We start from the raw sequence: 15,558 nt of genomic DNA, 5'->3' as shown, positions 1-15,558 counted from the left end.
GAGTGCGTAATGGGTTTGATGACGCCAGGCAGTTTGCCCCGGCTGGATGTCCAGCATCTTGATGATGAACATACCGCGTTGGCGGTAAAGGATCTCAACCTGTTTTATGGTGAAAAGCAGGTGCTGCATGATATTTCTCTGCGTATTCCCAAACACCGGGTGACGGCGCTGATTGGCCCGTCGGGTTGCGGTAAATCAACGCTGTTACGCTGCTTCAATCGTATGAATGATTTGGTGGATAATTGCCGCATTGAGGGCGACGTACAGCTTAATGGCCAGGGTATTTATGGATCGCAAATCGACGTTGCGGCGTTAAGGCGCCGAGTGGGTATGGTGTTTCAGCGGCCGAACCCGTTCCCGAAGTCGATTTATGAAAATGTGGTTTACGGCTTGCGTCTGCAAGGTGTGCGTGACCGACGGATCCTGGATGAGGCGGTTGAGCGTTCGTTGCGTGCAGCGGCGCTGTGGCATGAGGTGAAAGACCGACTGCGTGAGAACGCATTTCGTCTTTCTAGCGGCCAGCAGCAGAGATTGGTGATTGCACGGGCGATAGCGATTGAACCTGAGGTGTTGCTGCTCGATGAGCCCACGTCGGCGCTGGATCCGATCTCGACCCTGACAATCGAAGAGCTGATTTCCGCGCTGAAACAGCAGTACAGCGTGGTGTTGGTGACACACAACATGCAGCAGGCGGCACGGGTATCCGACTATACGGCGTTTATTCATCAGGGCCGGCTGGTGGAATATAACGACACCGACGACATCTTCACCTCACCGCGTCAGCGGCGTACCGAGGATTATATTACTGGGCGTTATGGTTGAGGGCGTATCATTCCTCTCTGACAGTGAAATAGAATCTATACGCCATTATCTAAAAAAACCGCTTTCACGTAATGCTGGTCACTTAAGGTGTTTTTTTAGCGAGTTCAATGTTCTTTTCGGTCGATAAACGCACAAAGCACCATGAGGCTTATGCGCCTCGACCGAGCAAGGGACCCAGGGCGGGGTCCCTTGCAATCCCGCGCCTTTGCCCACTCAGACGGTTGGCTACGCCAACGGCTCTCACTTCACCAGAGGTTTATCGCTGGCGGGTGTTTTGAACTTTGCCAGGTACTGCGGCTGGAAGATGCACATGCGCAGCACGGTCCGGTATTCGCCGTTAACGAAGAATTCGTCAATCAGCTCGCCTTCGACTTCAAAGCCCAGCTTACTGTAGATGTGGATCGCCTTCGGGTTTTCTTTGTCGACGATCAGGTACAGCTTGTACAGGTTCAGTACCGAGAAACCGTACTCCATCGCCAGTTTGGCGGCGATCGTAGCGTAGCCTTTGCCCTGATGAGTCGGATCAATAATGATCTGGAATTCCGCGCGGCGGTGGATGTGATCGATCTCCACCAGTTCCACCAGCCCGACCTTGGCGCCTTCGTGGGCGATGATAAAGCGGCGTTCGCTCTGATCGTGGATGTGTTTGTCGTAGAGATCGGAAAGCTCGACAAAGGCTTCGTAAGGTTCTTCAAACCAATAGCGCATCACGCTGGCATTGTTGTCCATCTGGTGGACGAACGCCAAATCATCCCGTTCCAGTGGGCGTAGTTTGACGTTGGTAGTGCTGGACATGGGGGTTCCTCTATGTCGTGAAATTGTGCAAAGTATAACGTCAGAGAATGAATGCCGGCGAAAAAAAACGGTGCCGCATGGGCACCGTTTAGGCAATGTTCAGACTGCGCCGTTTTAATCGGCGGCATGGCCCTGTTCAGGCAGGCGTTCGCCATCCAGCCAAGCGGCGTTATCGCGCATTGCCAAGCGGCCCTCAACAAACCAATTTACCACCAGCGGATAAATAGTGTGTTCCTGAGCTTGCACCCGCTCAACCACCTCATCTTCCTCGTCACCGGGGAAGATGGGCACTTTGGCTTGCAGGATTACCGGGCCGCCGTCGAGCTGTTCGGTCACGAAATGCACTGAGGTGCCGTGTTCGCTGTCACCGTTATCTATGGCTTGCCGGTGGGTATGCAATCCCGGGTATTTAGGCAGCAGAGAAGGGTGGATGTTCAGCATACGCCCGGCATAGTGCTGCACGAACGCTGGGCTGAGGATGCGCATATAACCGGCCAGCACCACCAGATCGGGCTGGTATTGGTCGATAGCCTCTGCCAATGCGGCGTCGAACGCTGCACGGTCGGCAAAGGCTTTGGCATCCAGCGCATGGGCGGCAATACCTGCCGCCTCTGCACGTTGCAGGCCGTAAGCCTGCGCCCGATTGCTGAATACCGCCACGATGTCGGCGGCAATCCGGCCCTGTTGGCAGGCGTCAATCAGTACCTGGAGATTGCTCCCCTGGCCAGAGACCAACACCACGATCTTTTTCATCAGTTGATGACCACTTGTTGTTCGTCAGAAGAAGCGGTCAGTGTACCTATCTTCCAGGCTTTTTCACCGGCTGCGGTCAACAAAGCGATAGCAGATTCAACGGACGCTTCTGGCAGTGCAATCACCATACCCACGCCACAGTTAAAGGTGCGGTACATTTCGTGACGGCTGACATTGCCGGTTTGCTGCAACCAGTTAAATACTGCCGGCCATTGCCAGCTGGATTCGTCGATCACGGCCTGCATGCCTTCTGGCAGCACGCGTGGGATGTTTTCCCAGAAACCGCCGCCGGTCAGGTGGGCGATAGCGTGCACGTCGATTTTCTCGATCAGTTCCAGCACGGATTTCACATAAATCTTGGTCGGTGCCAGCAGATGGTCAGCCAGCGGTTTGCCGTCCAGATCTGTGGTGCTTGGGTCGGTGTTGCTGACTTCCAGGATTTTGCGCACCAGCGAGTAGCCATTGGAGTGCGGGCCGGAAGCGCCCAGGGCGATCAAGGCATCGCCGGACTGCACTTTGCTGCCGTCGATAATCTCGGATTTTTCGACTACGCCAACGCAGAAGCCGGCCACGTCGTAATCTTCACCGTGGTACATACCCGGCATTTCGGCGGTTTCACCCCCCACCAGCGCACAGCCAGACTGCTTACAGCCTTCGGCGATGCCGGTGATCACGCTGGCCGCGGTGTCCACGTCCAGTTTACCGGTGGCAAAATAATCCAGGAAGAACAGCGGCTCGGCGCCCTGTACTACCAGGTCGTTCACACACATTGCGACCAGATCGATGCCGATGGTGTCGTGTCGTTTCAGGTCCATCGCCAGACGCAGCTTGGTGCCTACGCCGTCGGTACCGGAAACCAGTATTGGCTCGCGGTATTTCTGCGGCAACGCACACAGGGCGCCAAAACCGCCCAGTCCACCCATGACTTCCGGGCGGCGGGTCTGTTTAACTACACCTTTGATGCGGTCTACCAATGCATTGCCAGCATCGATATCGACACCTGCGTCTTTATAGCTGAGAGAGGTTTTGTCGGTCACTGCGCGATCCCCACGACGGTTTGCGATTTGAAAACTGTGCTTCCGGCTTTGATTCCGGAATAAGGCGCGGCAATTCTAACAGCGCAGGCAAACGTTTGCGAGTGGCTTGTGAGGCAGCTCTGCTTTTTCGTCATCTATACTGTTATTCAATCTTTTGTTGATCCCGATCGGGCTATTGTGGGTGGCGCTGTCGGCAAAAGGAGGTATAATCCGGCGATTTTTTTGGCCGTCAACCACCTTAATAGGAGAAAAATGATGAAGATCGTTGAGGTGAAACACCCGCTGGTGAAACACAAGCTTGGCCTGATGCGTGAAAATGACATCAGCACCAAACGCTTCCGTGAGTTGGCTTCGGAAGTCGGTAGTTTGCTGACCTATGAAGCAACCGCCGATCTGGAAACGGAGAAGGTGACCATCGATGGCTGGTGTGGCCCGGTTGAAATAGATCAGATTAAAGGGAAAAAAATTACCGTTGTGCCTATCCTGCGTGCCGGTCTGGGTATGATGGAAGGGGTGTTGGAAAACGTCCCAAGTGCGCGTATCAGCGTGGTGGGTGTTTACCGTGACGAGGAAACACTGGAGCCGGTACCGTATTTCCAAAAGCTGGTTTCCAATATTGAAGAGCGTTTGGCGCTGGTTGTCGACCCTATGCTGGCGACCGGTGGTTCGATGATCGCGACTATCGATCTGCTGAAGAAAGCCGGCTGCAACAGCATCAAGGTGCTGGTATTGGTTGCTGCACCTGAAGGTATTGCCGCGCTGGAGAAAGCGCACCCGGATGTTGAGCTGTACACGGCCTCCATCGATCAGTGCCTGAACGAGAAGGGGTACATCGTGCCGGGCCTGGGTGATGCGGGCGACAAGATATTTGGTACTAAATAAAAAAATAAGCCGACTTTAATCAGTCGGTTTTTTTTGCATAAAATATATCTATCCCCCAAATAATTGATGTTGCACCAAGGCGGCAAGCGACAGAATCCCGATGAGCTTACTTAGGTAAGTGATTCGGGTGATTGAGCGTAGCCAACGCAGAGGCAGCGGCAAGTATGACGGGGATAGCAGAGGAAAAACATCCATGACCCGTCGTGTGATAGGCGTAAGCGAACGCCCGCCGCTACTGCAAACTATTCCGCTCAGTTTCCAACATCTGTTCGCCATGTTTGGTGCGACCGTGTTGGTGCCGATCCTGTTCAAAATCAACCCGGCGACGGTGCTGTTGTTTAACGGCGTCGGCACGCTGCTGTATCTGTTTATCTGTAAGGGCAAGATCCCGGCGTATCTCGGTTCCAGCTTCGCGTTTATTTCCCCCGTGTTGCTGCTGTTGCCGCTAGGCTACGAGGTCGCACTGGGCGGTTTCATCATGTGCGGGGTGTTGTTTTGCCTGGTGGCGCTGATCGTTAAAAAAGCCGGGACCGGCTGGCTGGATGTCATTTTCCCGCCAGCGGCGATGGGGGCGATTGTTGCCGTTATCGGGTTGGAGCTGGCGGGTGTGGCGGCCAATATGGCAGGTTTGCTGCCGGCCGATGGCGTCAGCGCAGACACGACCACGATAACCATTTCTTTGGTGACGCTTGGCGTGACAATCCTGGGGTCCGTGCTGTTCCGCGGTTTTCTGGCGATTATCCCCATCCTGATTGGCGTGCTGGTCGGGTATGCGCTGTCGTTCTTCATGGGCGTGGTCGATTTGACTCCGATCCGCGAGGCGCATTGGTTCGCACTGCCCACGTTCTATACGCCGCGTTTTGAGTGGTTTGCTATCTTTACCATCCTGCCGGCGGCGTTGGTGGTGATTGCTGAGCACGTTGGCCACTTGGTTGTGACGGCCAATATCGTGAAGAAAGATTTGATCCGCGATCCTGGCCTGCACCGTTCAATGTTTGCCAATGGCATCTCGACGGTAATCTCCGGCTTCTTCGGTTCAACGCCAAACACCACCTACGGTGAGAATATCGGCGTGATGGCCATCACCAAGGTTTATAGCACCTGGGTGATCGGCGGTGCGGCGGTTCTGGCCATTTTGCTGTCCTGCGTCGGCAAGTTGGCGGCAGCCATTCAGGCTGTACCTGTGCCGGTGATGGGTGGGGTTTCCCTGCTGCTGTACGGCGTGATTGGTGCATCAGGTATTCGTGTGCTGATTGAATCCAAAGTGGATTACAACAAGGCGCAGAACCTGATCCTGACCTCGGTGATTCTGATCATCGGCGTCAGCGGTGCCAAGGTGCATATTGGTGCCGCTGAGTTGAAAGGCATGGCGCTGGCGACCATTGTCGGCATTGGTCTCAGCTTGTTGTTCAAGGTCATCAGCCTGTACCGTAAGGAAGAGGACGTGATCGACGCGCCGGACGCGCCGGCTGAACGGATGCCATAATAGAAAACGGGCAGCCAATAGGCTGCCCGTTTTGTTAATACGCAAGACATTAGCTGCGGATTTTGCGGTAAACAAATAGCACGACGATGGCGCCAATGACGGCGACCACGAAGCTGCCGAAGTTAAAACCGTCAACCTTGCCGTAGCCGAAGAAGGTGCTGATATAGCCCCCCACCACAGCGCCGACGATCCCCAATACGACGGTCAGAATAAAACCGCCGCCGTCTTTGCCCGGCATAATCCACTTGGCTAAAATGCCAGCGATGAGGCCGAAGATAATCCAGGAAATAATCCCCATTTACCGCTCCTTCTTTGTGATATCAGGCGTTATTGCTGGGTAGCCGGCTGCGTTTTTTCCGCAGAGTCGACATCACCTTTTAATTCTTCAGCTTTATTTTCAGCGCTGTTTTTAATGGCTTCGGTTTTCGCTTTGGCCTGCTCGGTCAAATCGTTGGCACCATTAATGGCATCGTTCTTGATGGTTTTAGCCTGATCGACCAACTGCTGGCTTTGTTTGCTGGCATCTTCCTTGAGTGCGTCAGCCTTGGCTTTCGCATCGTTGGTGATGGCATCTGCCTGCTTGGCGGCATCATCTTTAATCGCAGAGGCCTTGTCTTTAAGCTGATCGGCTTGCGTGGCGGCCTCTTTCTTGATGTCCTTGGCCACCGCAGCGGCTTTGTCGGTCAGATCGTCCGCTTTTTTCTGTGCGGCGTCTTTCATCTGCTCTGCGCTGTCTTTGGCTTTTTCAAGATTGGCGTCGACTTTGGATGAATCATCACAGCCGGCAAGCAATAGCCCAATGATTGAGGCCAAAAGCACTTTATTCCATACTTTCATTGTCCATATCCTTGTAGAAATCTTATTAACGGCGATTGCATTTTGCCCCACTATACTAGGATAACTCTTGGATAAAGTACAAATTCTGCCTGTCCAGGCGAGCTGTCCGCGGGGCTTTATCGGAGCCGTTGTTCACTATTACGGCATAAAATCCTGCCGATTCAACAGAGCCTGTTTTCTGTGGTAGACTTACCGCGTTTTCCTGCCAGTTTTGGTTGAGGTGCTTTTCTGAATACGCCGGCACAGCTTTCACTGCCACTTTATCTTCCCGATGATGAAACTTTTGCCAGTTTTTATCCGGGGGAGAACCCATCCCTATTAGCCGCGATCCAGTCCGCCGTTCGTCAGGAACATGGCAGCTATATCTATTTCTGGTCACGCGAGGGTGGTGGGCGTAGCCACCTGTTACATGCAGCCTGTGCGGAGCTTTCACAACGCGGTGAAGCCGTGGGTTATGTGCCGCTGGATAAGCGAGCTTATTTCGTGCCAGAAGTCTTGGATGGCATGGAGCAGCTGGCTTTGGTGTGCATCGATAATATCGAATGTATCGCGGGCGATGAAGAGTGGGAAATGGCCATCTTCAACCTCTATAACCGCATTCTGGAAACCGGACGCACGCGTCTGTTTATCACGGGCGATCGCCCGCCACGGCAATTGAATCTCCATCTGCCTGATTTGGCTTCACGGTTGGACTGGGGTCAGATCTACAAGTTACAGCCGCTGTCGGATGAAGAGAAACTGCTGGCTCTGCAATTGCGTGGCAAACTGCGCGGTTTTGAACTGCCGGAGGACGTCGGCCGTTTTCTGCTGAAACGGTTGGATCGCGAAATGCGGACACTGTTTATGACATTGGATCAGCTCGATCACGCGTCGATCACCGCACAGCGTAAGTTGACCATCCCGTTTGTGAAAGAGATCCTGGGGCTTTAACCGGCCAATGGGGCTAAATAGGGCACCACACGTCAGTGCCCATTATCCTGCTTAGAGAATGTCCAGCACGTGCTCCGGTGGCCGGCCGATACGCGCTTTACTGCCCTTGACCACGATAGGACGTTCGATCAGCTTTGGGTTCGCTACCATAGCGGCTAACAGCTGGTCTTCGCTCAGGCTTTCATCTGCCAGCTTCAATTCCTTGTACAACTCTTCTTTTTTACGCATCAGCTCGCGAGCCGAGGTGAAACCCAGCTCTTTCAGCAGTTTTTTTAGTTGGGCTACCGATGGCGGTGTCTCCAAATATAGTACCACGTCAGGCGTTATGCCCTGTTGTTCCAGCAGTGCCAGGGTTTCACGGCTCTTAGAGCAGCGTGGATTGTGGTAAATCGTGACGTTTTTCATTGAACTCATCCTTTTCAAAATCAGCTGCGCTGGTACTGGCGGAAACGCTCTTGCAACTGGCGCAATTGGTCGATGCGCGCATCATAACGCGCCTGTTTCAGGCTGCCGAGTTTTTGCAACGAACTGGCGTTGCTGAGCAGGCCGATGGCCTGATCGAGACGGCCGGTCAGCGCCAGGCTTTCGGCGCGGGCAGAAAGCTCTTCATCGCGCAGACCTTGTGCGGCGCTGGCCTGAGCAAGCAGATCCCAGGCATTGGGATCGTCCGGGTGGGCGAAGGTATAGCGGTTAAGAATTTTTGACGCCTGTGCCGGTTGGTTGCCTTCAACATAGGCGTTCGCCAGGTTGAGCTGCAGCACCGGGTTATTGCTCTGGGCAGCATTGGCGGCTTGCAGGCGCGCAATGGCCTGTGGCGCACGCTTCTGCCCAAGATCAATGTCGGTCATCAGATCGAGCAGCCAGACGTTTTTCGGGTCTTGTGCCAGCAGTGGCTGAATAATGTTACGGGCATCATCATACTTTTTCGCCTCATAAAACAGGATAGCGCGGCCATATTTGGCGGCCATCTGTTCGCGCACGTTGCCTTTGCTGTAAGTATCGAGCAACTCTTCGCGCAGGCCATAACCCTCTGAACTGTACATGCCCAGTGAACGGACCTTGGCCATCAGGTAGTCCTGCGTGGACTGTACCAGGTGCTTAGGCATTTGGTTGGCACGGTTGCGCGCGTCGGACAGGCGGCTGTCGGGCAAGGGGTGAGTTAGCAGCATTTCCGGCGGTTTTGAGGCGTAACGCGACTGGTCAGACAGTTTTTGCAGGAAGTCGGGCATGGCTTCCGGATCAAAACCGGCACGTTGCAGCACCTGAATGCCGATGCGGTCAGCTTCTTGCTCATTTGATTGGGTAAAGCTGATCATACCTTGCTGCGTGCCGGCCAAGGTGCCGCTCAGCGCCGCCATCCCCATGGTCGGGTTGGCCATGGCCAGCAAGATAGAGCCAAGCGCACCGACCCACGTCAGCGGGGCGTTGCGTTGTTGATCTTCCATGGCTCGCGCCAGGTGACGCTGGGTGACGTGTGAGATTTCATGCGCCAAGACTGACGCCAACTGGCTTTCGTTATCGGTTTCGCGGAACAGGGCAGAGTGCAACACCACGTTGCCGCCAAAGAAGGCGAAGGCGTTGATTTCGTCGTTGCGTACCAGATAGAAATGGAAGGGCGTACGCACTGAATAGGCACTCCCCACCAGTCGGTTGCCCAACTGGTTGATATATTGGGTCAGCAGTGGGTCATTGATCAGCGGTGCGCTGGCACGAAGCTGACGAACGTAAAAATCACCCATCGCCATTTCTTGGCCAATGCTCAGGGTACCGCCCGCAGAAGTGCCCATATCAGGCAGTTGATCCTGGGTTTCCGCCTGCACCGGCGCCATCGCTGTGGCGTTGAGTGTGCCAAGCAACAGTACTGCAATCGCTGTTTTGGTCAACCGGGTGGTCATAGTCAGGCCTTTCCCTTAAAGAGTCATTTCTAAGACGTCAGCATTACCTAAGAGTTCTTCTTACCTACCGGGCTTACCAGAACAATCAGCACGAAAGCGGGTTAGCTCACAAAAATGCCTGGGTTATGGCGGCCTGTTGGCAGATAACATCATAGTCAGCCGAAAGCGACAAGGAAACGTCTGTACGGCAATAATCGAGCAGAAATGCTTTATTTTTCATTTCTGAATCTCTCTGGTGTGATCTTGAACTTGCGTCGTTCAGTCGGTCTGATAAAAACAAAGACTAACTTTGTCCGTGTTTTAATTGACAAGAAAAACGTGGACTAATATAGTCTGCGTTATTGAATTCATACGTGCAGCTCAAACCCACATGGCATACATAACTACCAGCGTTGAATACGGCATCCATTGTTTACTTTGGCTGGTCGGTGAAAATCAGCGCGCACTCAGCAGCCGCGATCTTGCAGAACTGCAGGGGATTTCACCCAGTTTTCTCGCCAAAATCTTCCCTAAGCTGGAGAAGGCAGGGATTGTCGCCGCAAGTGAAGGCGTGCGCGGCGGTTATCGACTGGCTCGTCCTGCGGATGACATCACTTTTCTGGAGATCATTGACGCGATTGAAGGGCACAAGCCGCTGTTTGACTGCCAGGAGGTGCGTGGCCGTTGTGCGGTGTTTGACGACAGCCCGCCAGACTGGGCGGTTTCCGGCAAGTGTGCCATCCATGCGGTGATGCTGCAGGCCGAAAAGGCCATGCGTGATGCGCTGGCAGTGCAAACGTTGGGGGCCGTTGCCGCTCGCTTCGGGCGCAAGGCACCAGAGGGGTTCTTTGGCGAGATCGACATCTGGATTGACGAACGCATGAGTGAACGCACGACGCGTAGCGGCAAGCCCGCCCGCGCAAAGCCTCAATAACGTCTCAGTATTTCCTCTACTTCTTTTTTTCCCCGCCTGTGTGCCACAGGCGGTAGCCCTTCTGCACCCTGTTGACAGGCGGCGGAACGGCCCAACTCGCCTGGAAAATAATTCGGGCGATTCAACAACCCGATAAACGTGTATGAAGGAGTCATTCCATGACGCAGAAAATAGTGATCGCCGGTTCTGGTTTCGCTGGATTTTGGGCCGCCGTTTCCGCCATGCGGGCGGTGTCGCTTGCGGGTAAAGAAGGGGCTGTCGAAGTGACGATGGTTTCGCCGACCCCGAATCTCACCATCCGCCCGAGATTGTATGAAGCGGTGTTGGAAAATATGAGTCCGGACATCTCGGCGCAGCTTGCGGCAATTGGCGTCCGCCATTTTGCCGGGTTGGTTGAGCAGATCGACAGCGAAAACAGAACATTGCAGGTAGTGAGTGCTGAAGGACACAAACACCCACTGGTTTATGATCGTTTGGTGCTGGCGACCGGGAGCCAGTTGTTTATTCCCCCGGTTGCCGGTTTTGCCGAGTATGGATTCAATGTCGATACGCTGGAAAGCGCGCAGCGGTTGGACGCCCATTTAAAGGCGTTGAAAGAACAACCGGAAACCCCGGCGCGTAACACCGTGGTGGTGGTGGGGGGTGGGCTCACCGGGCTGGAAAGCGCAGCAGAAATGCCGATGCGCCTGCGTGCCATTCTGGGCAATGAAGCCAATATCCGCGTCGTGATTGTTGATACCGCGGAAGAAGTGGGTGCTGGAATGGGGGCTGAACCCGCCCGCGTGATCCGACAAGCCTTGGACGAATGTGGCGTTGAGCCGCGGGCAGGAACCCGTGTTACGGCGATCGATGCAGGCAGCGTAACGCTGTCGACCGGTGAGCGCATCGCAACCAACACGGTGATATTGGCCGCTGGCGTACGGGCGCACCCATTGGTTGCACAAATCCCAGGAGAACGAGACAGTGCCGGGCGTATTCTCGGCGATGCATTCCTGCATGCGCCTGCTGTTGAGGGGGTTTTTGTTACCGGGGACACCGTCAAGGCAGCGACCGACGAACTGGGCAATCATAACCTTATGACCTGCCAGCATGCGATGAGCCTGGGCCGTGTTGCCGGGCACAATGCCGCTGCGGAGTTGGTGGGGTTACTTGCACACCCTTATAGCCAACCAAAGTACGTGACCTGCCTCGATCTTGGCCCTTGGGGCGCACTCTACACCGAAGGCTGGGACCGTCAGGTACGCTTCACGCGTGAAGAGGGCAAAAAGATCAAACAGGAAATCAACACCCAGTGGATCTATCCGCCGGCATTGGATCGCGATGCGTTGTTTGCCATTGCCAATCCGGACTTTGTGATTGTGCCTTAAATTGCCTGTGGGGGCGAAATGCTCCCCTTTTTTATGACCAGGGTGACCGGGTGAGCCGATAGAGGCCTGCCTGCAGTGAAACAGTTGCCCTGGTAATGCAGACTACGCGGTTGTTAAACGTGCCTCGTCACAACGTACGGCGAGCTATCGCTCCAGCCACTCAACCGCCAATTCTCGCGCTTCATCCAGACTGACATCACGGCCTTCCCGGGTAATGGCTATTTTTAGCTCATTAATCACGTCCGCTTTTTGGGTTTCATGTTCTTGATTGGCTAACGCCAGGAAGGCATCGCCGACCACGGTACAAATGCCGATGTACAAGGCTTTGGAGTCTTCAAAACCACTGCTCATAACTGTTTCCTCTTAATTTTGATGTAAATCTACAACGGCAGAAAAGAGCGCTCAGGCACGACGGTTTTCATCACCAAAGTAGAACTGAGGCGTTGAACGCCGGGCAGGGCGGAAAGTTTTTCGTCATATAATTGCTGAAAAGCCGGCAGATCTCGGGAAATAACATGCAGCAGGTAGTCAGGATCACCGAACAGCCTTTGTGCCTGTACCACCTGAGGGATATCTACCATTGCGTCCTCAAAGGCCGCGACAGCATGACGGTCACCTTCCCGCATGGTGACGAAAACCAGCGCGGAAAAGTTAAAACCCAGGCTGCCCGGATCAAGTTGAGCGCGGTAGCCGCGGATCACGCCAGACTCTTCCAGTGCGCGTACCCGGCGATGGCAGGGGGAAACGCTAAGCCCGATCCGTTCTGCCAGCTCCGTAACAGATTGACGCCCATCCGCCTGTAGTTCAGCAAGAATCTTGCGATCTATCTTATCCATTTGGAAAAATCTCCCCAAATTAACCATTTTCAAGCAAGTAATTGGCAACACATTTTAACGCCTTGCAGATATTCTTTCCAATAATTAAACGGCCCGGACTGAGCGATTTTTACGTGATGCGTACGTCCGCAGAATGAGGAAGAACAGGTGAAAATACGCATGACAGGGCAAGGGAGCGCGCAACCATGACGCTTGCCATTTTCGCTGCATTTTGGGCCGTCTCGATTTTGTTTGTTATCACGCCGGGCGTGGACTGGGCCTATGTCATATCGGCAGGGATACGTGGCCGGGTGGTGGTGCCTGCCGTGGCGGGATTGCTGTTTGGACACTTGCTGGCCATTTTGATTGTGGCGGCGGGTGTGGGTGTGCTGGTGGCTGGCAACCCGCTCATTCTGACGGGGCTCACTATCTTGGGGGCGGCTTACCTGCTGTGGATTGGCGTTAATATGCTGGTTCACCCGTCTGTGCCCGGCAGCAGTGAGAAACAAAGCTCGGGTTCATGGGTGCGTTGGGCGGGTAAAGGGGTTTGCGTGAGTGGCATGAACCCCAAGGTTTTTCTGCTATTTCTGGCTCTGCTGCCGCAGTTCACCGATCCCCATGCCGTATGGTCAATTCCCATGCAGATCCTCGCGCTGGGTTTGTTGCACTTGGTCAGTTGTGGGTTAGTTTATTTGCTGGTGGGTTTTGGCTCGCAATCGATATTGCAGGCGCGTCCGCAGGCCGCGCGGGTTGTCAGCCGTTTTTCTGGCGCTGCCATGGTACTCATCGCTATTGGGCTGTTCGCCGAGCAGGCGTTGAAATAATGCGAAGGTGCCGTCATCAACAAATCCACTCAGACGGTTGGCTGCGCCAACGGCTCTCACTTCATCACGGCAGGCTACGACAGGCGTCCCTGCCTGTCTTGCCTGAAAACGCCGTCCATGGCGGTTTCGCCTATGCGTTGTGCTTGCGTTCGACGGGCGCCCAACCGCGTGCTCATCTCATCATGTTCACTGTCTTTCATCAGCTAACGTCACGCTGAGGGGCTGGGTTACCCGGTGGTAGCCAATTGCCATTCATTGTAGCTACAGAGAAAGGTAGGGTATTGATGGCAATTCTACGTGCACTGAGCTTACCGATACTGAATGAAAAATGCCCGTCAGGCCTGGCTGAGTACCAGCGGGCTTGAACGGGTGTCTACGGTTATGCTTTGACAGCAAGCAGCACGGAAGAGGCTTTGATCAACGCGATTAACCGTGAGCCGTTTTCCAACGCCATGTCCTGCAGACTTTCATTGGTGATTACCGATGTCAGCGTGAAACCCGCGTCAGTTTTGATGTGCACCGTACTGTTGACGGCGCCTTGTTCTAGGGCGTTGACGGTACCGGCAAATTGATTGCGCGCTGAAAAACGCAGCCCGCAATCCTCTGACGCTAAAATGACCCAAGGCGCCTTGATCAGCGCCACAGCTTCCTTACCTGTCACCAGGCCAAGAGATTGCTGGCTTTGGACAGTCACAATGGCGACCAGCTTCTCCCCGCCCGGCAGGGTGATTTCCACTTCATCGTTGACGGCGCCTTTGGCAACTGCGGATACGATTCCGGATAACTGGTTACGAGCAGATACTGACATAAATTCTCCTGGATCAGACATAATGGGGTTGCCATACAGAATGGCTATTTTCCATCTTCTTTACCAATGCCTGTGGGATATTGTGTGAACTACGGGACGTTTCATTGGGGCGGGTCATCACGAATGCCCAGATACCTGTTTGCAGAAGAAAGCAGGTCATGCTGGATGGTAAATGGCCGGCATGGTACAACCATACGCTTGAACCCCCATTTTATGCTGGGGTTTGTCGATAGATTGAGAAAATCCCCACCACAGGAACCGCAATGCCTGCCAGTCAAACCTCTAGGAGCACTCTCTGATGCTGGAGATGTTATTACAATGGTACCGTCGCCGCTTTACCGATCCACAAGCCATTGCGCTGTTGGTGATCCTGGTCGCCGGGTTCCTCATTCTCTATTTTTTGCATGGCATTTTGACCCCGCTGTTGGTGGCCATCGTGTTGGCCTATTTGTTGGAGTGGCCGACCGCGCGGCTTCAGCGCATTGGGTGTTCGCGTAACTGGGCGGCGAGCATGGTCATGATCATGTTTGCCGGTATCGCGATGCTGTTGGTGTTTGTCGTCGCCCCCACGGCCTGGCAGCAGGGGATCAACCTGATGACGGATTTGCCGGGGATGCTCAATCAGTTCTATAACTTTGCCGCGACGTTGCCGAAGCGTTATCCGGCGCTGGTGGATGCCGGCATCATCGATATGATGGCGGAGAACCTGCGCGGACGGCTGTCGGGTATGGGCGAGTCTGTCGTGAAATTCTCGCTGGCTTCGCTGGTGGGGCTGCTTACGCTGGCAATTTACCTGATCCTGGTACCGATGATGATGTTCTTCCTGCTGAAGGACAAAGAGCAGATGCTCAACGCCGTGCGGCGTGTCTTACCGCGCAATCGCGGGCTGGCCGGGCAGGTGTGGCTCGAAATGAATCAGCAGATCACCAATTATATTCGCGGCAAAGTGCTGGAGATGGTGATTGTCGGCGTCGCGACTTACCTGGTGTTCGTGATTTTGGACATGCGTTATTCGCTGCTGCTGGCGGTATTAGTGGGGTTCTCTGTCCTGATCCCCTATATCGGTGCAGTGCTGGTGACCATTCCCGTGGTGGTGGTGGCCATGTTCCAATGGGGCATCGGCGCTGATTTCTGGACGCTGATCGTCGCTTATCTTGTGGTGCAGGGGCTGGACGGTAACCTGTTGGTGCCAATACTGTTCTCCGAGGCGGTCAATCTGCACCCGTTAGTGATCATTCTGTCGGTGATCATTTTCGGTGGGTTGTGGGGCTTTTGGGGTGTGTTCTTCGCTATCCCGTTGGCGACGTTGGTGAAGGCCGTCATTCACGCCTGGCCGGACGAATTGCGTGTAGAAACGGAACAAGAATAGAATAAGCGGGAAGGGAAATAACGAA

18 protein-coding genes are annotated in these 15,558 nt (G+C 54.4%); 8 read left to right on the top strand and 10 right to left on the bottom strand.

Going from position 1 to position 15,558, the window contains the following annotated elements; translation table 11 throughout:
* Positions 1-9: 9 nt before the first annotated feature.
* On the top strand, positions 10-822 hold the full coding sequence (gene pstB / locus AC2FC2_RS20345; RefSeq protein WP_209638213.1) for a phosphate ABC transporter ATP-binding protein PstB: 813 nt from the start codon (positions 10-12) through the stop codon (positions 820-822).
* Between the two features lie 240 nt (positions 823-1,062).
* Here the strand turns inward: pstB and speG are convergent, their stop codons facing one another.
* The 3 genes from speG to purM all read right to left on the bottom strand — a co-directional run bounded on the left by speG (position 1,063) and on the right by purM (position 3,407).
* Positions 1,063-1,617, bottom strand: a complete 555-nt coding sequence (speG, locus tag AC2FC2_RS20340; RefSeq protein ID WP_209638211.1) for a spermidine N1-acetyltransferase — start codon at positions 1,615-1,617, stop codon at positions 1,063-1,065.
* A gap of 114 nt (positions 1,618-1,731) precedes the next feature.
* Positions 1,732-2,370 (bottom strand): phosphoribosylglycinamide formyltransferase, encoded by a 639-nt coding sequence (gene purN, locus AC2FC2_RS20335; RefSeq protein ID WP_265555422.1) that lies wholly within the window; start codon positions 2,368-2,370, stop codon positions 1,732-1,734.
* The gene (gene purM, locus AC2FC2_RS20330) at positions 2,370-3,407 is read right to left on the bottom strand and encodes a phosphoribosylformylglycinamidine cyclo-ligase (RefSeq protein ID WP_265555424.1); all 1,038 of its coding nucleotides are present in this window, start codon (positions 3,405-3,407) and stop codon (positions 2,370-2,372) included. Before purM ends, purN begins: the two co-directional genes overlap by 1 nt.
* Positions 3,408-3,662: 255 nt before the next feature.
* On the opposite strand from purM, the gene upp reads away from it, so the two are divergent.
* Both upp and uraA read left to right on the top strand, forming a co-directional pair.
* Positions 3,663-4,289: a uracil phosphoribosyltransferase gene (gene upp, locus AC2FC2_RS20325; RefSeq protein WP_020828072.1), complete on the top strand. Its 627-nt coding sequence runs from the start codon at positions 3,663-3,665 to the stop codon at positions 4,287-4,289.
* 193 nt (positions 4,290-4,482) lie between these two features.
* A complete protein-coding gene (gene uraA / locus AC2FC2_RS20320; RefSeq protein WP_490659792.1) occupies positions 4,483-5,775 on the top strand; it encodes a uracil permease in 1,293 nt (430 codons plus the stop codon).
* Positions 5,776-5,824: 49 nt separating this feature from the next.
* Here the strand turns inward: uraA and AC2FC2_RS20315 are convergent, their stop codons facing one another.
* Both AC2FC2_RS20315 and AC2FC2_RS20310 read right to left on the bottom strand, forming a co-directional pair.
* Positions 5,825-6,073 carry a GlsB/YeaQ/YmgE family stress response membrane protein gene (locus tag AC2FC2_RS20315; protein WP_004941647.1) on the bottom strand — a complete coding sequence of 83 codons (249 nt, stop codon included), beginning with the start codon at positions 6,071-6,073 and terminating at the stop codon, positions 5,825-5,827.
* A 29-nt stretch (positions 6,074-6,102) separates the two neighbouring features.
* Entirely contained in the window at positions 6,103-6,612 is a 510-nt protein-coding gene (locus tag AC2FC2_RS20310) for an E3 ubiquitin--protein ligase (protein WP_209638203.1), read from the bottom strand.
* A gap of 228 nt (positions 6,613-6,840) precedes the next feature.
* Between AC2FC2_RS20310 and hda the strand changes: the two genes are divergently transcribed.
* Positions 6,841-7,542 carry a DnaA inactivator Hda gene (hda, locus tag AC2FC2_RS20305; RefSeq protein ID WP_037424480.1) on the top strand — a complete coding sequence of 234 codons (702 nt, stop codon included), beginning with the start codon at positions 6,841-6,843 and terminating at the stop codon, positions 7,540-7,542.
* Between the two features lie 51 nt (positions 7,543-7,593).
* Here the strand turns inward: hda and arsC are convergent, their stop codons facing one another.
* Positions 7,594-7,947 carry an arsenate reductase (glutaredoxin) gene (gene arsC, locus AC2FC2_RS20300; protein WP_209638201.1) on the bottom strand — a complete coding sequence of 118 codons (354 nt, stop codon included), beginning with the start codon at positions 7,945-7,947 and terminating at the stop codon, positions 7,594-7,596.
* Between the two features lie 20 nt (positions 7,948-7,967).
* Positions 7,968-9,437, bottom strand: coding sequence for a beta-barrel assembly-enhancing protease (bepA, locus tag AC2FC2_RS20295; RefSeq protein ID WP_209638199.1), 1,470 nt, complete (start codon positions 9,435-9,437; stop codon positions 7,968-7,970).
* Positions 9,438-9,807: 370 nt separating this feature from the next.
* Between bepA and AC2FC2_RS20290 the strand changes: the two genes are divergently transcribed.
* Positions 9,808-10,350 carry an RrF2 family transcriptional regulator gene (locus tag AC2FC2_RS20290; protein WP_209638197.1) on the top strand — a complete coding sequence of 181 codons (543 nt, stop codon included), beginning with the start codon at positions 9,808-9,810 and terminating at the stop codon, positions 10,348-10,350.
* 158 nt (positions 10,351-10,508) lie between these two features.
* A complete protein-coding gene (locus AC2FC2_RS20285; protein ID WP_490308244.1) occupies positions 10,509-11,717 on the top strand; it encodes an NAD(P)/FAD-dependent oxidoreductase in 1,209 nt (402 codons plus the stop codon).
* Positions 11,718-11,861: 144 nt separating this feature from the next.
* On the opposite strand, the gene AC2FC2_RS20280 is transcribed toward AC2FC2_RS20285, so the two are convergent.
* Positions 11,862-12,068, bottom strand: coding sequence for a DUF2767 family protein (locus tag AC2FC2_RS20280; RefSeq protein WP_209638192.1), 207 nt, complete (start codon positions 12,066-12,068; stop codon positions 11,862-11,864).
* A 29-nt stretch (positions 12,069-12,097) separates the two neighbouring features.
* Positions 12,098-12,553, bottom strand: coding sequence for an Lrp/AsnC family transcriptional regulator (locus tag AC2FC2_RS20275; RefSeq protein ID WP_186427281.1), 456 nt, complete (start codon positions 12,551-12,553; stop codon positions 12,098-12,100).
* 185 nt (positions 12,554-12,738) lie between these two features.
* On the opposite strand from AC2FC2_RS20275, the gene AC2FC2_RS20270 reads away from it, so the two are divergent.
* Entirely contained in the window at positions 12,739-13,356 is a 618-nt protein-coding gene (locus tag AC2FC2_RS20270) for a LysE family translocator (protein WP_490659791.1), read from the top strand.
* 379 nt (positions 13,357-13,735) lie between these two features.
* Here AC2FC2_RS20270 and AC2FC2_RS20265 read toward each other — a convergent pair whose 3' ends face one another.
* Positions 13,736-14,164: a TOBE domain-containing protein gene (locus AC2FC2_RS20265; protein WP_209638189.1), complete on the bottom strand. Its 429-nt coding sequence runs from the start codon at positions 14,162-14,164 to the stop codon at positions 13,736-13,738.
* 298 nt (positions 14,165-14,462) lie between these two features.
* Here AC2FC2_RS20265 and AC2FC2_RS20260 point away from each other — a divergent pair, with 298 nt between their 5' ends.
* Complete coding sequence (locus AC2FC2_RS20260; RefSeq protein WP_037424464.1) at positions 14,463-15,533, top strand: AI-2E family transporter; 1,071 nt, start codon at positions 14,463-14,465, stop codon at positions 15,531-15,533.
* Positions 15,534-15,558 lie beyond the last annotated feature (25 nt).

It is taken from the genome of Serratia sp. CoH_122_TC_1, assembly GCF_058191755.1.
This window is presented reverse-complemented; position numbering and strand designations above follow the sequence as displayed.